We start from the raw sequence: 21,498 nt of genomic DNA on the forward strand, positions 1-21,498 counted from the left end.
CACCACAAAAAAGCGGCAACCAAACCAGCTGTAGCTCAGAAAGCTCAGGCTGCTAAAAAACATCATAAAACCACTAAACACACTGCTGCTAAACCAGCCGCTCAGCCAGCTGCATAAGTTCGCAACCGGTAGTACGGTCTTGTCTACTCAATCGGCGCTGTTTCAGCGCCGTTTTTTTCTGGAGAGCAATGATGTTGCGCCGCTACCGTTTTGAGCTCATCCTTTTATTGCTGATCGTCTGCGCGCTGGTCGCCACCCGATTTTTCCTGTACTGAGTGTAGTACGCTGATTTTACTCCCACTTTTTATTCATCCCGTCTATAGTAATCTCATTGGGTTCACCTTTTAATAATCATAATTACCCCTTCAGAGAGTGTTATGCGCAGATCCATAGTGGTTTTACTGGGGGCCGTTTCTCTTTTTTCTCCCCTGACCCATGCTGACGACGACAGCGACGATACGGGCATCAGTGCCAAAGATCTTAAAACCTTATTTTTCGGTCATGACGACCGCGTCAAAGTCACGAATCCGACACAGTCTCCGTGGGATGCCATCGGGCAGCTGGAAACCGCCAGTGGCAATCTGTGCACCGCCACGCTGATTTCCCCACACCTGGCGCTTACCGCCGGGCACTGTCTGCTGACACCACCGAAAGGCAAGCCTGACAAAGCCGTGGCGCTGCGGTTTATTTCGCAAAAAGGTGTCTGGCGCTATGAAATTCACGGTATTGAGGGCCGCGTGGAGCCGTCGCTTGGCAAACGCCTGAAGCCTGATGGCGAGGGCTGGATTGTTCCGTCGTCTGCCGCGCCCTGGGATTTTGGACTGATCGTGCTGCGCAATCCCCCGTCCGGTATCACTCCGCTGCCTTTGTTCGCCGGAGATAAGGACGCGCTGACCGCCGCGCTGAAAACGGCCGATCGCCAGGTCACCCAGTCGGGCTATCCGCTCGATCACCTGGATTCGCTTTACACGCACGACAACTGTCTGGTAACCGGCTGGGCGCAAAGCACCGTGCTCTCGCACCAGTGCGACACGCTGCCGGGCGACAGCGGCTCACCGCTAATGCTGAAAACGGAGAATGGCTGGCAGCTGATTGGCGTCCAGAGTTCTGCGCCAGCGGCTAAGGACAGATGGCGGGCTGATAACCGCGCGATTTCCGTCACCGGTTTTCGTGACAAGCTCGAAGCGCTGGCGGGTGAATAGCTAACAGTGTCGCTGCTGACGCAGCTGCAGCAGCGACGCAATCGGCATCGGTACACTGAACCAGAACCCCTGCAGCTGATCGCACCCGGCAAGCCGCAGCAGCTTCATCTGTTTTTCGTTCTCCACCCCTTCGGCAATCACCGTCATCCCGAGCGCACTGGCAATGCGAATAGTGCCGCTCACCAGCGCCGCCGCCTGATCGTCATTATCCACCAGCCCCGCCAGCGATTTGTCGATTTTGATGGTGTCGAAATTGAAGCGCCGCAGATAGCCAATGCTTGAATACCCTGTGCCGAAATCGTCCAGCGCCACGGCGGTACCAAGCTGTTTAAGGTTGGTTATCGCCGCCCTCGCTCTGTCCGGGTTTTCCAGAACATAGGATTCAGTCACTTCCAGCTGCAAGCGGTGCGGCGGAAAGCGGCTCAGTTCGAGCACCTGCGCCACTTTGTTTTCAAATTCCGGGTCACGAAACTGCGCGGGTGAAATGTTCACCGACAGTTTGAGATCCTCCAGAGCCTGTAAATCTGCGCAGGCCCTGCGCAGCACAAACTGACCGAGGGAATAAATCAGGCCGCTGGTTTCGGCAATTGAGATAAATGCGTCGGGTTTAAGTTCGCCTTTTGGCCGCCGCGGCCAGCGCACCAGGGCCTCCACGCCGGTCATCTTCTGCGAGCGTGCATCGACAATCGGCTGATACCAGACCTCAAATTCATCGTTTTCCAGCCCGTCGCGAATCTCATTCTCAATGCTGAGCTGATATTCGCGGGCATTGTTCAGCTCGGCATCGTAATGAGTTATTCGCCCTTTCCCGGTCATTTTCGAGTGATACATGGCGATATCTGCCCGACGAAACAGCTCCGAGCTGCCGCTGCTGAGGAGCGTTCCGCTGGCAATGCCGATGCTGGCGCTGATATGAATGGTGCGCTCGCCCAGGCGTATCGGGCTGTTGAGATAATCGAGCACGCTCCCGGCAAACGCCGCCGCTTTTTGTCCGGACTCCACCCCGCTGACCGTCATGGCAAATTCATCCCCGCCAAGCCTTGCCAGCATCCCGCCTGGCGGAACCTGCATTTGCAGCGTGCGGGCAATGTGGACAATCAGCGCATCCCCCACGTCATGTCCGTAAATGTCGTTCACATCCTTGAAGCCATCCAGGTCGATAAACACCACGGTTTTCAGCGCGTCTTCGCTGCGAGGGACAATACGTTCCAGATGCTCAATAAGCGCCCGTCGGTTCGGTAAGTGGCTCAGCCAGTCAGTGAGCGCGATTTCACGCGCCTGTTTTTCACCGCGGGCCAGCTTGTACAATCCCAGGCTGCTGAGCACGATAAACAGCAAAATCAGCCCCACGGCCAGGGCCACAATCTGACGAATTTCAGGCGAGGCCGCCATCACCGCCTCAGCGCCCGGCAATCGCGGCTGCCAGTTAAGGTAGCCCATGATTTGCCCGCCGGAGCTTTTCAGCGGCACGCTGTTTTCACTGTGCTTTTGCGGCGTGAAATTAAGGTTGGCTATCTGGAAGGTATTGCCCAGATCTTTGAGGATTTGCGGATTCAGATGGCGGGTGATCACCAGGTAGCGTCGGGTGGCGTCATAAACCTGCAAGCGGCTGGTCATCGGGCGAATCAGGCCAATTCCGACGAACGCCACCCCTTCCCGCGTCCGGGTGATCCCGGCATAGATATTTTTTCCGCTCGCCAGGTCGGCCCTGTGTTTATCAATCAGCGCCTGCAATCCCTCGCCGAAAAACGTCAGATTGTGTTCATTAAACGACTGGCTGTGGAACGAGCCCCACAGCACCTGGTAATGCTGGTCCAGTACGAAGGTGCCGTCATAGAGGTTATTGATTTTAAAACCGGCCCCCCAGGTGTCATACAACCAGCGGGTATCGAGCTGTGGCGGATAAACCTTATGCACCGCGTCGTCCCAGATGGCGTTATCCACCACCAGAGACAGCACCCGGTTGACGGAGGTCTGAATGGCACCATCCACAGAAAGCGCCGAACGGTGGGCGTCTATCTCATTGGTTTTACTGCTGATCAGGTGCTGGGAGAGGTAAAGCAGGGAGACAATAGAAACGATCAGGCCGATGCCAGCCATAAAAAGCATCACAAACAGGACTCTGGCAGTGGCAAGATTACGCCAGCGAGATGGATTCAACATTCGCAACCCTCATGCACGCAACAGGCATCGGGGAAATGCACCCTATTCAGATAGCGTAATACACCCACCATTTTTCGCTGCCCGCAAATGCGGGCAGCGTCACATCATGCAAGTTTAATCATCACCATGCCGGCAATTAATAAGCCTAAACCGATCCATCCTTTGTGATTCAGACGCTGACCAAACAGGATCCAGCCCGCGGCGAGCGTGGCCGCGACGCCAAAACCGCCCCAGATGGCATAAGCCACGGAGAGGTCGATGCCTTGCACCGCCTGAGACAGCGCGCTGAAGGCGGCCAGCACGGCCACCAGCGACAAAATACCGTACAGCTTATGGCGAAAGCCGTCTGAGAATTTGAGGAAAATATTGGCAACGATTTCAAGCACTATGGCCCCTGCCAGCCAGGCGCCGTGAACCCACTCAAACTGCGGCATGGCTCACCTCTGCTGCTTTGCTTTTGGCTTTACGTGTGCCGGATTTAATCAGCACAATGCCCGCCACCAGCGTTGCCAGCCCGGCGACTTTCATCACGGAGAGGCTTTCATCAAACAGCATGACGCTGAACAGGGTGATCAGCAGAATCCCCACGCCTTCCCACAGCGCATAGGCCACGCCGAGGGCGATTTTCTTAACCGCGAATGATAGAAATATATATGAAAGTGCGATCATGGCGAGCATCAAAATATAACCCGCGTGACCGTTGTTGACGCTGGCCCATTTCATCGACAGCGTACCAATAATTTCCGCGGCGATCGCCAGGGCTAATAATATCCAGTAAAACATCTCTCTTCTCCTGCCTGAGAATATAATCGGTCGCAGTTTGCAACGTGCGCAAACTGAATAAAAATGATTAAAATTTAGCTCAAACGAAGAAGGGAACTATAGCGCGGAGCGCCAGTACTGCTCACCAGAGAGTAAGATAAAGGAAGGAAAAACAACAGATTGACAGGGAGTTCGGGTTTTGAACAGGATGTCCATATAATTACAATTATCCGCGGGATTGCTTCTCGTCATTGCGGATGAAAATTGTCCTCAGTAGTTAAACACGGTGCAATTCTGGCATAGCACAACAATAAACTCAAAGTCTTTTCAATTCTTTACTGAGGCGGTTTAGCTTGTATAAGTTTATTCTCAAGTCATACCCCTTTATGATGTAGAAAACAGGTTAAGGAATGATTTTTATGGCTAAGTCGGGTATTACGCTTAATGGATTAAAGATAGTCATCATGCTCGGGATGCTGGTGATTATCCTCACTGGCATTCGCTTCGCCGCCGATATCGTGGTGCCGTTTATTCTGGCGCTGTTTATTGCCGTGGTGCTCAACCCGGTTGTGCAGTGGCTGGTACGCTTACGCATCCCGCGCGCGCTGGCAATTAGCCTGCTGATTGGCCTGATCATTCTCGTGGCGGTGCTGCTCCTCGCCACGCTTGGCACCTCGCTCAACGAACTGGCCCGCACGCTGCCGCAGTACCGTTCGTCGCTGATTGTGCCGCTGCAAAATCTTGAGCCCTGGCTGCAGCGATTTGGCATTGAGGTATCAGTGAATGAACTGGTGAAGTATATCGACCCTAATGCCGCAATGACGCTGGTCACTGGCCTGCTGACGCAGCTGACCAACGCCATGTCGTCGATTTTTCTGCTGCTGCTGACGGTGGTCTTTATGCTGTTCGAAGTGCCGCAGCTGCCCGCCAAGTTGCAGAATATGATGGTGCGTCCCGTGGAGGGCATGGCGGCCATTCAGCGGGCCATCGACAGCGTTTCACACTACCTAGTGTTGAAAACGGCCATCAGCGTGGTAACGGGCCTCGTCGCCTGGGGGATGCTCGCCGCGCTCGATGTGCGCTTTGCCTTTATTTGGGGAATGCTGGCATTCGCGCTCAACTATATCCCCAACATCGGTTCCGTACTCGCCGCGATCCCGCCTATTTTGCAGGTGCTGGTATTTGGCACCTTTTATGATGCGCTGGTCGTGCTGGCGGGTTATCTGGCCATTAACATGGTGGTCGGCAATATTCTGGAGCCGCGGATTATGGGCCGCGGGCTGGGGCTTTCAACGCTGGTGGTCTTCTTATCGCTGATATTCTGGGGCTGGCTGCTCGGCCCGGTTGGAATGCTGCTGTCGGTCCCGCTCACAATTGTCGTCAAGATTGGTCTTGAAAACACGCAAGGCGGCCAGAGTATTGCGGTGCTGCTGAGTGATTTGAATAAGAATGGGTAAACCCTGACAGGCTGGCATGTACAAACACACCCGATGCTCACATGATCAGCCTGTCAATCCAGCCTGCGAGGATGGCCTGTCGCATTAACAAAATCAGTGCACCCCAAAAAACAATCATCTTTACCACCACAGCTCCCTGCTCTTTCATATTCACTCCCCTCTGCATGCATTCCCGATACAGAATAAGGCCCTGTCAGTATATGTAACATAAACAGAAAACCTCTAAGTCGCTGAGACATATACGGATGGTGAATATGTGAAGTCAGTCAGGTTTTGGCGGCGTGCCATCAACACAAGACGGGAGCCAGTGCTCCCGCATTGTTTCTTCACTACTGGATTCGCCGGACCTATATTTATACTTTTCTTCCGGTGATATAGAACTTCCTGAAAGAGCTGTGATAGAGCCCCTGCAACGACGTCACGCCGAATTTCTTATAAGCACTGGCGCGTATGGCATAAACCGACTTTATGTTGATGCCCATTATTTCCGCAATGGCATAGATACTTCTGCCCATTAGCACATGATTGATTAACCGTCCTTCTCTTGGGGTTAGTTCCTCAATGAAAGGCTTTCTGAAATCCGCATAATTTGTTTGCGTTATCATCGTGAAGATCTTTTCCTTCAATAAATTCATGCGCATTTTTTTTGAAAAATAAGCATGAGAAGCGACAGGCTTAATCGTTGGTTCAAAGATGATAAGCTTAAAGTTTGATTTACCATAATTCATAATGAGGCTAATAACGTTAGAGTTTAACTCCATTTTGGCATGGTAATCGATGATAACAACGATGTTATCCTCAGACAAAATAGTGTGCAGATCGATAAACTGGCTGATATTAACACTTTCAATGTCATACACTACACCGTTTTTTTGCAGAATATCAGGCAGCATCGAAGTTAATATCGACCTCATCCCCATGTAAAAATATTTATCGCTGGATATTACGAGTATTCTTCCCGTATCACATTTTGAGCTGACACTATCCATAAAAAAATCCCTGAACACTTTCTCATTATTGTTTAAACAATCTAAGTTAAAATAAATTTCTTGTATAGATCGTCAAATTCCTCACCAAATGAAGAAATATCTTACTCTTGAATAATATCGATAAATCTTGAGTAAGAGAGGAAATGCACTACCATGGGATGGTCACTGATAGCAATCATTGCAACACCCTGTATTTTATTATTATTCTAAGAATCCCCTCTATCACTTCGCCATCGAAAAAATAATAGCGCGATTGGATAACGGTCGAATTTACGACGTGCGGTAGAAAAATTCCTAATTCACCACGCTTTGCTGTCCTTGAAATGAGGATAATTCATTCATATTTTGTGATATACATCACATTTTAGAGCGTAATAGTTTTGGGGTACATTATTTTTTAACAATTTATAAACAACGCATGATCAAGTTAATGGACTGTCAGTCCTCGTCATCGTATTTGTACAGGAGTGTAAAAAAGCCTTTTTTAGCAGGAAGCAACTGAACCGACATAACTCACTGTTTGATCGTTAACTGAGCGCTGCTTCCCCTTCAGGATCATGCCATTTTTAAACCTATCGTAAACAAAACTCTGAGGCGCAGACAATTAACTCGTGTTTATTTAAAGTTCCCACATCAATTGTAAGTTTTTTAAAACTTTTTATAAGTATTTCATTTTAATAATTTAATAATAAGTCAGCTGGATTTTGTTCACTCATCAAAAGGATGATAAGTTATAAAAAAATGGAGTGCATGATAATGAATATCAACGGAAGTATTAACTCAGTTTCTTTATACGTCATCAGTAAAAATCACTTTCTTCGTACTGGCTGGTTGGCATTTATTAATGAAATGCAACCCATAATATTAGCCAAAACAGATAAAATATGCGATATCCATTTGTTGGACACCCTCAACGCCGGACACTTGAAGGAGATCAGTCAGCAACATCGCTGTGGGATCCTGATTGACCGGGAGATGGCAGCAGAACTCACCGAGTATCTCGCCTCGCATCGGGATGCACTGAAGTTTGCCCGAGTCTTTATCATCAATGACATCCGCAATGGTAAGGATCTCCCCTACAATTCGCTCCCCTTTAAACCCGCTTTGTCTGAAATTAAAAAAATACTGCTCCAGGCTATGAGCGTGGATTATACCGATGTCTGCTATAAAAATGATGCATCACCGGTTCACGCACTCTCAGATCAGGACAGGGATTTTCTGAGGCTGATTGTAGAAGGTGAGTCGATAAAAGATATCTCAGACCGACTAAATACGCCCTACAAATCAGTTTATACCTGGCGTGCAAGGCTCTTTACGAAACTGGGCGTCTGCAGCTTGTATGAATTAATCCAGAAAAAAGAAATTCTTAAGCTTTCCTGAACTACATTATTCCTTTTCCCGCTTCTGCTATTTTTTTGCAGAAGTGGGCGCATTTATTTCCTTTCTCCCATTAATAACATCCAAATGACGCTCACGCTTTTCAATACAATCCACACTCTGATTTCTCTTCATATAGCTAAGCGAAATATTCCTATATCCTATATTGCACCGCTTTTCTTCTCTTGGATGGATAATAAATAAAAACCATATCAATCATAATGTTACCAAATCACTGCACTTTTGATTCCTCGCGTAATCCCCGACCTCAGAATGAATAATCCTATTGTTTGAGGGGATTATTTACCTCGTCAATAAAAAACAATACGCTATCAATCAGCATCTGCACCAAGATATTTCACCCAAATTATTAGATACACCAGGACATCACGTCTATAAGGAAGCCATTATGAATACATATGGAGCGTCTGCGTCACGCGAAAAATTCAAAAAGTCAACATTAGCCTGTATTATTGCTGGATTAATCGGCAGCGTATTCCCTGCTTCCGTTTTTGCCGATGCCAGTGACTGCATGTCTGTCAATAATACTCAGTACGTTTGTAATGGCGAGACCGGACTGTTAAACAGCAACGCTGCCGAGCTTCTGAATCCCTGGGAAAGTGTTGTCATTGAAACGACCGGAATCAGTTATGGCTCACCGGGATCGCTTGATGGCCGTGCCATTAACTTTCGTAATTTCGCCGATACGGTCATCCCCGCAGAGCAACTGATTATCAGGACCACCGGAGAGGGTGCTACCGCCATTCAGGCTGAAAATGGCAAATTAACCTTCACGGGCAAAACGCAGATTGAGACGTCCGGGAAAGAAGCCTCCGGCGTTTTTCTCTCCAATCGCGGCTCATCGAACGTCATACTTGGTGATGACCTTAGCGTGTATACCGCGGACGGCATGGGGCTGGCCGCAGAGATTGTCTCCTCTGCACCAGCGGATGATAATAGAGGCAACGTTATTAACGTCGGTAACAATGCCACTATTCGCACTGCCGGTGCTGGAACCAACGGCAGTTTTGCCGATGGGGGACAACTGGTTGGTCGCGGATACGGCATCTATTCCGGCGCTGCCTATTGGATGAACAACTCCAGGGGCAATAATCATTACGCCTATTCTGCACTCATCACTCTTGGGCACAATACCTTTGTGGAAACGCTAGGCGATAAAGCCCATGCGGTCTACGCGAATAAAACCGGTTTGATTGAAACGGGCGACATCAGCGTTGTAACCCAGGGTAAGGCCGCTTCTGGTCTGGTGGCCGAAGATGGGGTTAAAAGGGGGCCGATATCTGGCGCTCCTGTACGTCCGTTGGCGGCGACTCTTTTTCCTTCGGTCCCTACAAATGACTTCAATGCGAACAGTGAGCTTGTATTAGACGGCGGCCGTCTCTACCTGACCCGCAACGTCAACGTGCAGGTTAATGGCGATGATAGCTACGCTCTCTTCGCCACGGGTAAAAAAGCCTATATCGGTTCTGGCTTCCTGGAAGGCCCTGAGAGCGAAGGCATCTATAACGTGAAAGGCGATATGCTGACCACTCGCCAGGGAACCATTGACCTGCGAATGATTCAGGGCTCACTGTTCTCCGGCGCAGCTGATTCCACCCAGCTCAGCGCCAATGGTGAACTCAACACGGCAGATAACGGCTACATCTATCTGGATATCAAAGGCGACAACAGCCTGTGGGATATGACCGCCAGTTCCGTCATCACCCGAATGGATCTTAATGATGCGCAAATTGCATGGCGAGCCCCTGAAAACCAGCAGAGTTTTACTCCGGCTTATCTCACCGTCGTGGATAATTTTGCCGGGACAAATGGTTCGCTGAGACTGAATACCGTCCTGGGTGGTGATGATTCCCTCACCGATCAATTGCACGTACTCGGTGACGTAGAGCCCGGCAGCACTAAGGTCAGTATTAACAACATCGGCGGTAAAGGTGCACTCACCCAGCAAGGCATTGAGATTATTACAGTGGGCGGTACTTCATTCGGTGAGTTCACGAAGGCAAGCCGTATTGTCGCAGGCGCCTATGACTATGACGTGGTGCGTAAAGGCGAAAACTGGTATCTGGTGAGTTCTGTGACGCCGACAGAGCCTCCACCGGTGGATCCCGTACCGGAACCGAAGCCAGAACCCGGTGTCGACCCGAAACCTGAACCCGGCGTTGACCCTAAGCCTGAACCTGGTCCTGGCCCGTTGACACCTTTAGTTCGCCCTGAGCCTGGCGCCTATCTGGCAAACCACGCTGCGGCTAACGGTATGTTTGTTATGCGGTTACACGACCGACTGGGCGAAACACAATATACCGATGCCCTGACTGGCGAGAAAAAAGTGACCAGCCTTTGGCTGAGACAAGTTGGCGGGCACAACGTCTTCCATAGCGCCGGACAATTGACCACGCAAAGCAACCGCTATATTGCCCAGTTAGGTGGCGACGTGGCGCAGTGGTCAACCGACGGAAAAGATCGCTGGCATCTCGGTATCATGGGGGGTTATGCCAACAACCAGAGCAACACACGTTCCCGCTGGAGCGACTATAAAGCCGACGGTACGCTCAGTGGTTACAGCGTCGGGGTTTACGGCACCTGGTATGCCGATAATGAGCATAAAGAAGGGTTGTACACCGATAGCTGGCTTATTTACAGCTGGTTCAACAACCACGTTAAAGGGGATGACCTGCCCTCTGAAAGCTATAAATCACGTGGCCTGACGGCTTCCGTGGAAGCGGGCTGGACGGAAGAGATGGGCCGTTTCTACGGCAGTCAGGGCACGCTTAACACCTGGTATCTGCAACCTAAGGCGCAGGCTATCTGGATGGGTGTTCGCAGCCACGGACACACTGAATCTAACGGTTCCGGTGTCAGCTTCGGCGGTGACGGAAATGTCCAGACTCGTCTGGGATTACGAGCCTACATCAACAGCCATCACAAAATGGATGAAGGTAAGCGCCGGGAGTTCGAACCCTTTGTTGAAATGAACTGGCTACACAACACCAACACCTTCTCAGCCACGCTGGACGACAGAACCATTAGCCAGCAGGGAGCACGAAATATTGGTGAAATCAAAACCGGCGTTGAGGCCAAACTCGGCGACAGGCTGAATATGTGGGGCAATGTGGGCGTACAGATGGGAGGCAAAGGCTATCATGACGCCTCCGCGATGTACGGTATTAAATATCAATTCTGAATCTATTCAGCGCTCTTTATGATGTCCCCAGAGGCTGCTTCAGGCAGCCTCTTAATTTATATTTATTTGATAACGGCCAATACAATAACCCCCTGCCATTAAAGTATGGATTTAGCGGCGTTAGCGTCAGGCCACTTTTGGCGGTATGTTGTTGATACTGCGCTCTCCTTTCTGGTGTAAAACCAAAGTTGAAACAGTCATAACTAATCCAGTAGATGCCCGCCACCAATTTAATAATAAATAAACCTCCTCTTGTCATCGGCAGTGATTTAATGCGAAATAATACATTAATTCATTGTCTTAAATTCCTATTGGGAACTGTCTGTTTATCTTCCCGAACAACATATTGCCCCGCCAGCAGGGGCATATTATTGAGGTGGTATCATGAAAAAAATTATTCTGGCTTTGACTTTCGCGACCGTAGCACTTCCGGCTTTTGCAAATCACCCTATTGCCCGTACAACGGCAGTGGCCACGGCCGATCATCCTGTTGCAATGGCTGCAGCGACCGGCGGTAATGGTGCAAATACTGTGGCGCGGGCAGAAGTTGTTGGTCACTCCGATAACCCGGCCGCGATGGCCGTTGCGACCGGCAGTGGCCGTCATCCTGTCGCACGCACCGCCGTTGTTGCAGGCTCTGATAATCCTGTTGCTGCCGCGGCGGTTACCGCGCGTTAAGCATCCCTTCCCCGGTTTCAGGCCGGGGAACGCTTTTCCATTTCATACTGTTGCCAGTAACATTATCCTTATCCCTGCCTCTTTTCTGAACACCAGCGCAGCCTCATTTTCATCACCTGTCCCTGCCTCTCTTTAGCCGTAGTCTACACTTCCCGTTCTATCCTCGATCGCCGTCACATAATTCCGTACGAAATTATTACTCTAAGGCTAACAATCTGCACCCCGGGTTAATTGATGGGTTACTCCTTACGGAGCAGACTAACTGCAGCATAAATCCAGGCAAAAATGATTTGCTGAATCAGGAGGTTAATAATGAATGCTGGCCAAAGTCCGGCCCGGAACTGGAACACGCGCCGCAGCGAGAAAGCGCGCCGCGTGGCTTCCCTTTCGGTGCAGGGGAAAGTCATTCCCACCGACGGTCTGGTGGATGCGCTGGAAAAACTGATTGCCCCAGGCGACCGCGTGGTGCTGGAAGGCAACAACCAGAAGCAGGCTGATTTCCTCTCCCGTATGCTTGCCGAAGTGAACCCGTCGAAAGTGCATGACCTGCATATGATCATGCCGAGCGTCGGGCGCAGCGAGCATCTCGATATCTTCGAAAAAGGCATCGCCCGCAAGCTCGATTTCTCTTTCTCCGGCCCACAGAGCCTGCGCATTTCGCAGCTGTTACAGGACGGTCAGCTGGAAATCGGCGCGATCCACACCTATATCGAACTCTACTCCCGCCTGTACGTCGATCTCTGCCCGAACGTGGCGCTGATTGCCGGCTATAAAGCGGACCGCAAAGGCAACCTCTACACCGGCCCGAGCACCGAAGATACCCCGGCGCTGGTGGAAGCCGCCGCCTTCCGCGACGGCATTGTTATTGCCCAGGTTAACGAAATCGTCGATGACGAATGCGACCTGCCGCGCGTTGATATTCCAGGCTCGTGGATTGATTACGTGGTCGTCGCCGACAAGCCGTTCTTTATCGAACCGCTGTTCACCCGCGACCCGCGCCTCATCAAACAGGAACATATCCTGATGGCGATGATGGCAATCAAAGGCATCTACGCCGAGCATCAGGTGCAGTCCCTGAACCACGGCATCGGCTTTAACACCGCCGCCATCGAACTGCTGCTGCCAACCTACGGCGAGCAGCTCGGTCTGAAGGGTAAAATCTGTAAGCACTGGACCCTTAACCCGCACCCGACGCTTATCCCTGCCATCGAAAGCGGCTGGGTGGAGAGCGTGCACTGCTTCGGCGGCGAACTCGGGATGGAAGAATATATCCGCGCCCGTCCGGACATCTTCTTCACCGGGGCCGACGGCTCCATGCGCTCCAACCGCGCCTTCTGCCAGCTGGCAGGCCAGTACGCGGTGGACATGTTCATCGGCTCCACGTTGCAGATTGACGGCCTCGCCAACTCCTCCACCGTGACGCGCGGACGCCTCTCCGGCTTCGGCGGCGCGCCAAATATGGGCCACGATCCGCACGGTCGTCGTCACGCCACGCCTGCCTGGCTGAACATGATCACCGAGCCTGACCCAATGCAGCGCGGTAAAAAACTCGTCGTGCAGATGGTGGAAACCTTCCAGGCGGGCGTGAAGCCAAGCTTCGTCGAACAGCTGGATGCCGTTGAAGTGGCTAAATCCTCCGGCATGCCGCTGGCACCGGTCATGATTTACGGCGACGACGTGACCCACGTGCTGACCGAAGAAGGCATCGCCTATCTCTATCGCGGTGAAAGCCTTGAAGAGCGCCGCGCCATGGTTGCCGCCGTCGCCGGGATCACCGACATCGGCCTGGGTGTGGATGCCAAACGCGTCGCTGAGCTGCGCAAAAGCGGCAAAGTGGTGTACCCGGAAGACATGGGCATCCGCCGCTCCGACGCCACCCGTTCCCTGCTCGCCGCAGGCAGCGTGGCGGACCTGGTCGAATGGTCCGACGGCCTGTACAACCCACCTGCGAAATTCCGGAGCTGGTAATGAAACTCCTGTCACAGACTCATGCCGAAGGTCAGGCGCAACAGCTGGCGTTCATCGCCCGCGACTGCCTTATCGACGAAGCGCGATTAAGCCCGAAGCCGGGTCTGGTGGACAGCCGGGGAAACGGTGCCCATCACGACCTGACACTGGATCTGATGGAGCGCTCGGCGCACAGCCTGACCCCGACGTTTCTGCAACTGGCTCAGCAAAGCTGGCAGCGTCCTGCGGATATCGCCCTGCGCGAAACCGTGGGCCGCTTAGGGCGCGAAGGCGAACAGCAGATGATGGCCGCAACGAAGGGCGTGAATACCCATCGCGGTGCCATCTGGGCACTGGGTTTACTGATTGGCGCGAGCGCAATGCTGAACGGCAATGCCTCCGCGCAGCAGATTGCAGACACTGCCGCCCTGCTCGCCCGTTTACCGGACCACGCCGCGCCGAAGGTGTTCAGCAAAGGGCTGAAAGCCACGCATCAGTATCGGGTGCCCGGCGCGCGTGAAGAGGCACAGCAGGCGTTTCCGCACGTGATGCAGCTTGCGCTGCCGCAGCTGTTACGCACCCGTGCGATGGGCGCGAACGAAAGCGAAGCGCGTCTGGATGCGCTGATGGCCATCATGACCTCGCTCAGCGACACCTGTGTGCTTTCCCGCGCCGGAATGCCGGGCCTGCAAGCGATGCAGACCGGTGCCCGCGCGGTGCTGAATGCAGGCGGCTGTGCCACGGTTCAGGGTCGCGATGCGCTCGCAAAACTCGACGCACAGATGCTCGCGCTGAACGCTTCGCCCGGTGGCGCTGCGGATCTTCTCGCCGCCACGCTGTTTCTCGACAGGGTCAGCCAGCCCGCGTCTTGCTCAATTTAAAGAGGATGTTATGGAACACATTACATTGTCATTTCCTGCCAGCCGCACCTTCAGCGGCAAAGCTCTGGCAGGCGTTGTAGGCTCCGGTGATATGGAAGTGCTGTTCACCGCCGCCGCCGGGGATACCCTCAGCATTGATATCACCACCTCCGTGGACAACAGCACCCGTCGCTGGAACGCGCTGTTTGACCGCCTGAACCTGACCAATGGCCTGCCCGCAGGCAAGCTAATTATTCACGATTTCGGCGCGACGCCGGGCGTGGCGCGCATTCGTATCGAACAGGTTTTTGAAGAGGTGGCTCATGCGTAACGACCGCAGCTTTATTGAATTACGGGCCCGCCAACGCGCCCATGCGCTGCTGGATGACGGCAGCTACCGCGAACTGCTCGATCCGTTCGAAGGCATTATGTCGCCGTGGCTCGCGCCGCAGGGCGTGGTGCCGCAGTCCGACGACGGCATGGTGGTCGCTCGCGGCACCATTAACGGCCAGTCGGCGGTGGTGATTGCCATCGAAGGCACCTTCCAGGGCGGCAGCATGGGCGAAGTGTCCGGTGCCAAAATGGCAGCGGCGCTCGAACTGGCGGCGGAAGACAACCGCAACGGCATTCCGACCCAGGCCGTGCTGAGTCTCGAAACCGGCGGCGTGCGCTTACAGGAAGCTAACCTCGGCCTGGCGGCGATTGCCGATATCCATGCGGCGATTGTCGATCTGCGTCGCTACACGCCTGTCGTCGGCATCATTACCGGCACCGTCGGCTGCTTCGGCGGGATGTCCATCGCCGCCGCGCTGTGCAGCTATCTGATTGTGACCCGTGAAGCGCGCCTCGGCCTGAACGGTCCGCAGGTTATCGAGCAGGAAGCCGGAATCGAAGAGTACGACTCCCGCGACCGCCCGTTCATCTGGAGCATGACCGGCGGCGAAATCCGCTATGCCAGCGGCCTGGTGGATGCGCTGGTGGATGACGGCGTCAACGCGGTGAAAACCGCGATGAACGAAGCCATTGCCAAAGGCGTTCCGGCGCAAAACCGCAGCGACAAATATGCCGACTTCCTGACCCGTCTGAGCAACTTCGACACCCGTCAGCAGGCCGACACCGCGCAGATCAAACAGCTTTTCGCCGGGGAGGTGAAATGATGACTCAGTCCAATAGCCGTGGAGCCCTGTGGCTGGAAAAACTCGCGCCGAATGCGCCTCGCATGAACGGCCTGTGCCCTTCCGTACAGGTTGCCGATGGCGAACTGAACGGCGAGAGCGTGCGATTCATCGCTGTAGTGCCGGATGCCAATAATCACTACCCGCGCGCCGCGAAAGGCGAAGTGGGCCTGCTGGAAGGCTGGACGCTGGCAAAAGTGGTGAATGAAACCATTGATGCCGACGCCAACAGCGACGTGAAGCGCCCGATTGTGGCGGTGATTGACGTGCCAAGTCAGGCCTATGGCCGTCGCGAAGAAGCGTTCGGTATTCACCAGGCGCTGGCCGGTGCCGCAGGTGCTTATGCCAAAGCGCGCCTGGCGGGCCATCCGGTGATCGGTCTTATCGTCGGCAAGGCGATGTCCGGGGCATTTCTGGCGCACGGCTATCAGGCCAACCGTCTGATTGCCATCAACGACAAAGGCGTGCTGGTGCATGCGATGGGCAAAGAGTCCGCCGCGCGTATCACGCTGCGTACCGTCGATGCGCTGGAAAAACTGGCGGCAACCATTCCGCCAATGGCCTATGACGTCAGCAACTACGCCACCCTCGGCCTGCTTTCCGATCTGCTTAACCTCAGCAACCCGGATGCGCCGTCCGATGCTGACCTGGCGCTGGTGGAACTCACCGTGCAGAAAGCAATTTCGGATGCACGTAAGGATCCAACGCTGAAAAACCGTCTCGGCGCGGAAAATCGCCGTAGCTCCGCCCTGGTACGCGAAAGGATGCGCGCCAGCTGGTAAGGGGCAACATCAGAAGTACGTAAAAAAAGACCTGCCGAAAGCGGCAACCGTCGGGCGCAGCATAGCGCCCACGGCAAGCCGCTTTTAGAAAATTATAAACATCGCAAATGTTCTCTTTTTTCTTACTACAGGTGATCTATGACTTACGTAATTGTTCATGCGCTCGCGCCAATTTTTATCATCATGCTGCTGGGTTTCTGGGCCGGCAAAGCCAAAATGGTCGACAACAAAAATGTGTCGCTGCTTAACATCTTCGTGATGGACTTTGCCCTGCCCGCCGCGCTGTTCAGCGCCACCGTGCAGACTCCGTGGGCAGGTATTGTGGCCCAGTCGCCGCTGATTGTGGTGCTCACGGGTGCTATGTGGATTACCTACGCGGCAATCTACTTCCTCGCCACCAGCGTGTTTAAAAAATCCCCGCAGGATGCCGCCGTCCTGACGCTGACCGTAGCGCTGCCAAACTACGCCGCACTTGGCCTGCCCATTCTGGGGAGCGTGCTGGGTGAAGGCTCTGCGACCTCGCTTTCTGTGGCTGTCTCCATCGCCTGTGGTTCCGTATTGATGACGCCGTTCTGCCTGCTGATCCTGGAGCGTGAAAAAGCACGCGCCGCCGGTGAAAACAGCGGTTCTACCCTGGCGATGCTGCCGGTACTGATGTGGCGTTCACTGAAAAAACCAATCGTGATGGGCCCGCTGCTCGGCGTGATCCTCTCGGCGATCGGGATCAAAATGCCGGACCTGCTGCTGGCCGCTATCAAGCCGCTGGGCCTGTCCGCTACCGCCGCCGCGCTGTTCCTGACCGGTGTGATTCTGTCTGCCCGTAAGCTGAAGCTGAACGCGATGGTCGGCATCGCCACCATCACCAAGCTGCTGATCCAGCCTTTTATCGCCTGGGCTATCGTTCTGGCCTTCGGCCTGCACGGCTCCGTCGCGATCACCGCGATCCTGATGATTGCGCTGTCTGCTGGTTTCTTCGGCGTGGTGTTCGGCAACCGCTTTGGCGTGCAGTCGCCGGATGCAGAAGCCGTGCTGCTGTTGAGCTCCGTTCTGTGTATCCTGTCGTTACCGCTGTTCATCACCTTAACTTCAGGCATGTAATATGACATTCACACCGCGCCCTCATGATTTACTGTGGCTGAAAAGCCGCGACGCCCTGCTCAATATTGATGAGGCGTGGGTGGCCAGCCAATGGCAGACGGGCTTGCCCGTGGTGGTGCGGCGCGATGTGAATGAAAACGGCGATATTCCGGTAGGCGTGCGCGGCATGAAGCGCGAACAGCGCGCCGCCGGATGGATTAAAGCAGAGTCCGTTTCCCGCGTCGTGACGCCGGAAGAACTGGCCGAACGCCAGCGCCTGCTGCACTCCCCATTTGTTTCTCAGCCGCCTGTTCAGGCGGCTATTTTACTGACCACCTTTGCGTGGCCGTGGATCTGGGGCATTACCGGCAGTACGGCCTATGCCCTTGCCACCGAAATTCCCGTTCTGCACGCCGACAGCGATCTCGATCTGCTGATCCGCGCCCCGCAGCCGCTGACTGACGATGAGTTGCGGCAGTGGCAGGCGCAGGTAGAAACGCTGCCGTGCCGGGCCGACACACAGATTGAAACGCCCTTCGGCGCGTTTGCACTAAACGAGTGGCTGCGCGAAGGACGCGTTCTGCTGAAAACCGCCACCGGCCCGCATCTCACCGCAACGCCGTGGCACAGGGAGCCCTGATGAAAATCCTCTTTACCTTTCCCGGCCAGGGCACCCAGCGCCCGGGCATGCTGCAAAACCTGCCCGACGGCGATGCCGTTCTTGCTGATGTGCGCGCCGTGCTTGGCGATGAAACCGATCGGCTCGATACGCCAGATGCCCTGAAACACACCCGCGCGGTACAGCTTTGTCTGCTGATTGCGGGCGTGGCGTGGGCGCGTGAGCTTATTCGTCATGACGTCAAACCGGACATCGTCAGCGGCCTGTCGATTGGCGCGTACCCTGCTGCGGTGATCGCCGGGGCGCTGGATTTTAACGATGCACTGCGGCTGGTGGCCCTGCGCGGTGATTTGATGGAGCAGGCTTATCCGCACGGCTACGGCCTGACGGCGATCGTTGGCCTTCAGCTCAGTCAGGTGGAAAAGCTGATGACGGGCAGCGGCACTTATATTGCCAATCTCAATGCCGAAACGCAGATCGTGATCGCCGGGCGGGATGAGGATATGGCTGCCGTGGCGCACAAAGCGCTGGAGGCCGGAGCCAGCAAGGCCACGCGCCTGGCGGTGAGCGTGCCTTCGCACTGTGCTTTGTTGGATAAACCCGCGGCAGAATTAGCCCGGGCGTTTGAATCGGTGACGTTGTCACGCCCATCTCGTGCTTATCTTAGCGGATCGACGGGGCGCGTCCTGTGGGAACCGCTAAAAATCGCCGACGATCTGGCGTATAACATGGCCCGCACCGTGCAATGGCAGGATGCGATGGTTTCCGCCAATCAGCGCGATGCGCGACTGGCCATTGAGATGCCGCCCGGCAGCGTGTTAACCGGACTGACGCACCTCGCGGGCTGGCAGGGTGATGCCATCTGTATGGAAAGAAACAGCGTTGAAGTGGCGCAGCATCTGGTTAAGCGACTCAGCCGTTAAGACTCCGGGCGTACATGCGCCCTTCCGCCGCCAGCGCCAGTAAATCCTGATCGCGTTCGCGGTGGTGGGAATAGACAATCGAAATCAGCTGGCGCATCTGATACGGTTCCGCCAGCCTCAGAAGCTGGACGTCTTTCTCATAGACTTTTTTCATCCGCCCCGGCATCAGGGCAAAGCCCACGCCCGCCTGCACCAGGCTTATCATCGAGAAGATATCATTCACCCGGGTGACAATTTCCGGCTCAAAACCCGCAATATGAAAAGCTTCCTGAAAGCCTGCATAGGTGGCGAACCCTTCCGCCAGAGAGACAAACTTGCGGTCAGCGTAGTCACGCAGATCGGCGGCCTGCGCTGAGTTGAGTTTTTCACTGGCGGGTGCGGCAAGAAAAATATCGTCGTGAAACAGTGGGATCACGTCAAATTTCGAGCCTGCAAACTCGCCTTCGTTGGTGGAGATAAGGATGGCGTCCAGCGCGTCGTCTTCCAGCATATCGAGCAACATCTGGTTGGAGCCCATGGTTAAATCCAGCTCCAGCGAAGGCCTGCGGAGCTTCATACCCATAATAATTTTCGGCACCGTTTCCAGCGTCAGCGAATAAAGCGTGCCGATGCGCAAACGCCCGCGCCCGACGCCTGCCACCTTGCGGGTCGCCTCCAGACCTTTATTCATCAGGTTGATGACATCCTGACAATACTCCAGCAGCGTCCAGGCCGCAGGCAGCGGCAGCAGGTTGCGTCCTTTATGCACAAACAGCGGGCAGCCAACGCCCTCTTCGAGCGTGTGCAGCGCCCGGTGAACGCTGACGCTGCTCAGTTCCAGCGCCTCGGCGGTGCGGGCAATGTTGCCCTTGCTCATAAACATCATAAAGACGCTGAGCTTGCGAAAGGTGATGTCCTGATTAATGTCGTCTTTCATTGCAGTCCATTTCTGTCGGGCCAGGTGCAGTCATTATACCTGCTTTTACTGGTTGCCCGTTGAAACGGTCCTGCGCCAGGATTATTTCAGGCTCAATGATATTGATGGCTTTCCACCAGCCAGTTTTTAAAGACATCGCTGCGCAGCGTGCGCAAAAAATCAATGGAGCCCGTACAGCCTATTTTTTTAATCAGCGTCTGGCGTGTCTGATACACCGTTTTAATATGCAGGTTGAGATATTTTCCCATTTCTGCCATTTTTTTGCCTTCTTTGATCAAATCGATCAGCCGCCTTTCCCTGGCGGTCAGCAATACAGGTTTATTCGTCGCCAGCGGCTTATCGGCAAGATAGCCGATGGAAATGATAAAATTTTGCAACTCATTCACCGTCACCCGTTTTGGCAGTTGATAAAACGGAGTCGCGCTCAGGAAATTAAAGGGTGTGCCGTCCGTGAGCAGTACAATCCGGTGCGTTGTCAGATCGTAGTTGTGATTTAATACATCCGTATATTGTTGCTCGCTCAAGAAGACATAACGTAACGAGGTGTTGTCAAAATTGATTTTTTCCAGAATATGGACCAACCCCATTCTGAGATAATTATCCGTCAGCCAGATATCGGCATGATCGTGCTGTGTGTAGTCTTCGCCGCGCATCGTACGGTTTCCTTTATTCTGTAAGCTGAGAGCACAAGGCCTGTGAGTTCACAGCCCGTCGGGTACGAGAATCAGGATTAAATCGACAGTAAAAAATGGGTCAAATATCGTCCATGGTGTGGCCGACGACAATCTCCAGGGTTTTCCTGATAATATCGGCCTGCACAATATCTTCTGTCGATTCCAGTCGACGAATCAGAGCCAGCATAATATTTTTATTATTGATATGTTCCCCGGAAATAATAACGGTACGAATTGCAGCCCCTAACACCACCGATTCTTCGGCAAGCACATCCCCCGCATGACGGAAATAATCTGATAGCGCATTATCGGCCAGAGCATTGTAAATATCGGGTTGCTGAATCATTGCTGTGTTCATCTGTTTCACCGTTAATAATGACATTGCTGGTTAATGGATATTGTCTTTGCCCGTTGCAGTCGTCCCTTCCGCAATAACTTGTACTCTCTCCTGGTGGTTCATTTTACCTGCCTGAGCTTCCTGCCCGTTGTTGTCGACCATGACGCCTTCGATGTAGGCGACGACCTGCGGAAAAGCGCCACGCCGACGAGGATCCCGTTCGACGGCCTGCATGGTGCGAAGTTCTGTCAGTAAAGCCATTGAGCTCACCGGCGCTTTGCGTTTCAACAGCGAAATCACCGCCTCGCCGATCAGTTCATCTGTGAGTTGTTCAATGTCGTTTCTGTTCATGACTGCG

The 21,498-nt window shown here is 53.7% G+C and carries 21 protein-coding genes and 1 pseudogene; 14 read left to right on the plus strand and 8 right to left on the minus strand.

Translation table 11 applies throughout. The features are described from left to right. Positions 1-117, plus strand: a pseudogene (locus tag CRO87_RS22900) (acid-shock protein); the annotation flags it as partial. 260 nt (positions 118-377) lie between these two features. Then, positions 378-1,202 carry a serine protease gene (locus tag CRO87_RS11570; RefSeq protein WP_097163094.1) on the plus strand — a complete coding sequence of 275 codons (825 nt, stop codon included), beginning with the start codon at positions 378-380 and terminating at the stop codon, positions 1,200-1,202. Here CRO87_RS11570 and CRO87_RS11575 read toward each other — a convergent pair whose 3' ends face one another. The 3 genes from CRO87_RS11575 to mdtJ form a co-directional block, all read right to left on the minus strand. Beyond that, entirely contained in the window at positions 1,203-3,365 is a 2,163-nt protein-coding gene (locus tag CRO87_RS11575) for an EAL domain-containing protein (protein WP_097163095.1), read from the minus strand. Positions 3,366-3,469: 104 nt separating this feature from the next. Further along, positions 3,470-3,799, minus strand: coding sequence for a multidrug/spermidine efflux SMR transporter subunit MdtI (gene mdtI, locus CRO87_RS11580; protein WP_097163096.1), 330 nt, complete (start codon positions 3,797-3,799; stop codon positions 3,470-3,472). Beyond that, positions 3,786-4,148, minus strand: a complete 363-nt coding sequence (gene mdtJ / locus CRO87_RS11585; RefSeq protein ID WP_097163097.1) for a multidrug/spermidine efflux SMR transporter subunit MdtJ — start codon at positions 4,146-4,148, stop codon at positions 3,786-3,788. Before mdtJ ends, mdtI begins: the two co-directional genes overlap by 14 nt. Positions 4,149-4,546: 398 nt before the next feature. Here mdtJ and CRO87_RS11595 point away from each other — a divergent pair, with 398 nt between their 5' ends. Further along, positions 4,547-5,584 (plus strand): AI-2E family transporter, encoded by a 1,038-nt coding sequence (locus CRO87_RS11595; protein ID WP_097163098.1) that lies wholly within the window; start codon positions 4,547-4,549, stop codon positions 5,582-5,584. 353 nt (positions 5,585-5,937) lie between these two features. On the opposite strand, the gene CRO87_RS11600 is transcribed toward CRO87_RS11595, so the two are convergent. Continuing rightward, positions 5,938-6,573, minus strand: coding sequence for a LuxR C-terminal-related transcriptional regulator (locus CRO87_RS11600; RefSeq protein ID WP_097163099.1), 636 nt, complete (start codon positions 6,571-6,573; stop codon positions 5,938-5,940). Between the two features lie 756 nt (positions 6,574-7,329). Between CRO87_RS11600 and CRO87_RS11605 the strand changes: the two genes are divergently transcribed. From CRO87_RS11605 to mdcH, 11 genes are all read left to right on the plus strand, one after another. Next, positions 7,330-7,953 carry a helix-turn-helix transcriptional regulator gene (locus CRO87_RS11605; RefSeq protein WP_176504303.1) on the plus strand — a complete coding sequence of 208 codons (624 nt, stop codon included), beginning with the start codon at positions 7,330-7,332 and terminating at the stop codon, positions 7,951-7,953. A gap of 406 nt (positions 7,954-8,359) precedes the next feature. After that, positions 8,360-11,152 (plus strand): autotransporter outer membrane beta-barrel domain-containing protein, encoded by a 2,793-nt coding sequence (locus CRO87_RS11610; protein WP_097163101.1) that lies wholly within the window; start codon positions 8,360-8,362, stop codon positions 11,150-11,152. Positions 11,153-11,536: 384 nt separating this feature from the next. Beyond that, entirely contained in the window at positions 11,537-11,830 is a 294-nt protein-coding gene (locus tag CRO87_RS11615) for a hypothetical protein (RefSeq protein ID WP_097163102.1), read from the plus strand. 312 nt (positions 11,831-12,142) lie between these two features. Continuing rightward, positions 12,143-13,798 (plus strand): malonate decarboxylase subunit alpha, encoded by a 1,656-nt coding sequence (gene mdcA / locus CRO87_RS11620; protein ID WP_097163103.1) that lies wholly within the window; start codon positions 12,143-12,145, stop codon positions 13,796-13,798. Then, on the plus strand, positions 13,798-14,658 hold the full coding sequence (locus CRO87_RS11625) for a triphosphoribosyl-dephospho-CoA synthase (protein ID WP_097163104.1): 861 nt from the start codon (positions 13,798-13,800) through the stop codon (positions 14,656-14,658). Before mdcA ends, CRO87_RS11625 begins: the two co-directional genes overlap by 1 nt. A 10-nt stretch (positions 14,659-14,668) precedes the next feature. After that, positions 14,669-14,968 (plus strand): malonate decarboxylase acyl carrier protein, encoded by a 300-nt coding sequence (gene mdcC, locus CRO87_RS11630; RefSeq protein ID WP_097163105.1) that lies wholly within the window; start codon positions 14,669-14,671, stop codon positions 14,966-14,968. Then, positions 14,961-15,794: a biotin-independent malonate decarboxylase subunit beta gene (locus tag CRO87_RS11635; protein ID WP_097163106.1), complete on the plus strand. Its 834-nt coding sequence runs from the start codon at positions 14,961-14,963 to the stop codon at positions 15,792-15,794. The genes mdcC and CRO87_RS11635 overlap by 8 nt, the downstream gene beginning before the upstream one ends. After that, a complete protein-coding gene (mdcE, locus tag CRO87_RS11640) occupies positions 15,794-16,594 on the plus strand; it encodes a biotin-independent malonate decarboxylase subunit gamma (RefSeq protein ID WP_097163173.1) in 801 nt (266 codons plus the stop codon). Before CRO87_RS11635 ends, mdcE begins: the two co-directional genes overlap by 1 nt. A gap of 138 nt (positions 16,595-16,732) precedes the next feature. Continuing rightward, entirely contained in the window at positions 16,733-17,692 is a 960-nt protein-coding gene (locus CRO87_RS11645; protein WP_097163107.1) for an AEC family transporter, read from the plus strand. Between the two features lies 1 nt (position 17,693). Beyond that, positions 17,694-18,311 (plus strand): malonate decarboxylase holo-ACP synthase, encoded by a 618-nt coding sequence (locus tag CRO87_RS11650; RefSeq protein ID WP_097163108.1) that lies wholly within the window; start codon positions 17,694-17,696, stop codon positions 18,309-18,311. Then, entirely contained in the window at positions 18,311-19,213 is a 903-nt protein-coding gene (gene mdcH, locus CRO87_RS11655) for a malonate decarboxylase subunit epsilon (RefSeq protein ID WP_097163109.1), read from the plus strand. The genes CRO87_RS11650 and mdcH overlap by 1 nt, the downstream gene beginning before the upstream one ends. Here mdcH and CRO87_RS11660 read toward each other — a convergent pair. From CRO87_RS11660 to CRO87_RS11675, 4 genes are all read right to left on the minus strand, one after another. Further along, positions 19,203-20,129: a LysR family transcriptional regulator gene (locus CRO87_RS11660; protein ID WP_097163110.1), complete on the minus strand. Its 927-nt coding sequence runs from the start codon at positions 20,127-20,129 to the stop codon at positions 19,203-19,205. The genes mdcH and CRO87_RS11660 overlap by 11 nt on opposite strands. A gap of 92 nt (positions 20,130-20,221) precedes the next feature. Beyond that, complete coding sequence (locus CRO87_RS11665; RefSeq protein ID WP_097163111.1) at positions 20,222-20,782, minus strand: LuxR C-terminal-related transcriptional regulator; 561 nt, start codon at positions 20,780-20,782, stop codon at positions 20,222-20,224. Positions 20,783-20,882: 100 nt separating this feature from the next. Then, the gene (locus tag CRO87_RS11670) at positions 20,883-21,149 is read right to left on the minus strand and encodes a biofilm development regulator YmgB/AriR family protein (protein ID WP_097163112.1); all 267 of its coding nucleotides are present in this window, start codon (positions 21,147-21,149) and stop codon (positions 20,883-20,885) included. A 42-nt stretch (positions 21,150-21,191) separates the two neighbouring features. After that, the gene (locus CRO87_RS11675; protein WP_097163113.1) at positions 21,192-21,491 is read right to left on the minus strand and encodes a hypothetical protein; all 300 of its coding nucleotides are present in this window, start codon (positions 21,489-21,491) and stop codon (positions 21,192-21,194) included. Between the last annotated feature and the right edge of the window lie 7 nt (positions 21,492-21,498).

The organism is Enterobacter sp. CC120223-11, from assembly GCF_900215375.1.
Taxonomy (GTDB): domain Bacteria; phylum Pseudomonadota; class Gammaproteobacteria; order Enterobacterales; family Enterobacteriaceae; genus Scandinavium.

Coding starts and splice junctions, on each gene's coding strand:
- CRO87_RS11665 (WP_097163111.1), bottom strand. CDS start 20,782: ATGCGCGGCGAAGACTACACACAGCACGATCATGCCGATATCTGGCTG.
- mdcC (WP_097163105.1), top strand. CDS start 14,669: ATGGAACACATTACATTGTCATTTCCTGCCAGCCGCACCTTCAGCGGC.
- CRO87_RS11610 (WP_097163101.1), top strand. CDS start 8,360: ATGAATACATATGGAGCGTCTGCGTCACGCGAAAAATTCAAAAAGTCA.
- CRO87_RS11625 (WP_097163104.1), top strand. CDS start 13,798: ATGAAACTCCTGTCACAGACTCATGCCGAAGGTCAGGCGCAACAGCTG.
- CRO87_RS11670 (WP_097163112.1), bottom strand. CDS start 21,149: ATGATTCAGCAACCCGATATTTACAATGCTCTGGCCGATAATGCGCTA.
- mdtJ (WP_097163097.1), bottom strand. CDS start 4,148: ATGTTTTACTGGATATTATTAGCCCTGGCGATCGCCGCGGAAATTATT.
- mdtI (WP_097163096.1), bottom strand. CDS start 3,799: ATGCCGCAGTTTGAGTGGGTTCACGGCGCCTGGCTGGCAGGGGCCATA.
- mdcE (WP_097163173.1), top strand. CDS start 15,794: ATGACTCAGTCCAATAGCCGTGGAGCCCTGTGGCTGGAAAAACTCGCG.
- CRO87_RS11635 (WP_097163106.1), top strand. CDS start 14,961: ATGCGTAACGACCGCAGCTTTATTGAATTACGGGCCCGCCAACGCGCC.
- mdcA (WP_097163103.1), top strand. CDS start 12,143: ATGAATGCTGGCCAAAGTCCGGCCCGGAACTGGAACACGCGCCGCAGC.
- CRO87_RS11570 (WP_097163094.1), top strand. CDS start 378: ATGCGCAGATCCATAGTGGTTTTACTGGGGGCCGTTTCTCTTTTTTCT.
- CRO87_RS11675 (WP_097163113.1), bottom strand. CDS start 21,491: ATGAACAGAAACGACATTGAACAACTCACAGATGAACTGATCGGCGAG.
- CRO87_RS11575 (WP_097163095.1), bottom strand. CDS start 3,365: ATGTTGAATCCATCTCGCTGGCGTAATCTTGCCACTGCCAGAGTCCTG.
- CRO87_RS11605 (WP_176504303.1), top strand. CDS start 7,330: ATGAATATCAACGGAAGTATTAACTCAGTTTCTTTATACGTCATCAGT.
- CRO87_RS11600 (WP_097163099.1), bottom strand. CDS start 6,573: ATGGATAGTGTCAGCTCAAAATGTGATACGGGAAGAATACTCGTAATA.
- CRO87_RS11650 (WP_097163108.1), top strand. CDS start 17,694: ATGACATTCACACCGCGCCCTCATGATTTACTGTGGCTGAAAAGCCGC.
- CRO87_RS11595 (WP_097163098.1), top strand. CDS start 4,547: ATGGCTAAGTCGGGTATTACGCTTAATGGATTAAAGATAGTCATCATG.
- CRO87_RS11660 (WP_097163110.1), bottom strand. CDS start 20,129: ATGAAAGACGACATTAATCAGGACATCACCTTTCGCAAGCTCAGCGTC.
- mdcH (WP_097163109.1), top strand. CDS start 18,311: ATGAAAATCCTCTTTACCTTTCCCGGCCAGGGCACCCAGCGCCCGGGC.
- CRO87_RS11615 (WP_097163102.1), top strand. CDS start 11,537: ATGAAAAAAATTATTCTGGCTTTGACTTTCGCGACCGTAGCACTTCCG.
- CRO87_RS11645 (WP_097163107.1), top strand. CDS start 16,733: ATGACTTACGTAATTGTTCATGCGCTCGCGCCAATTTTTATCATCATG.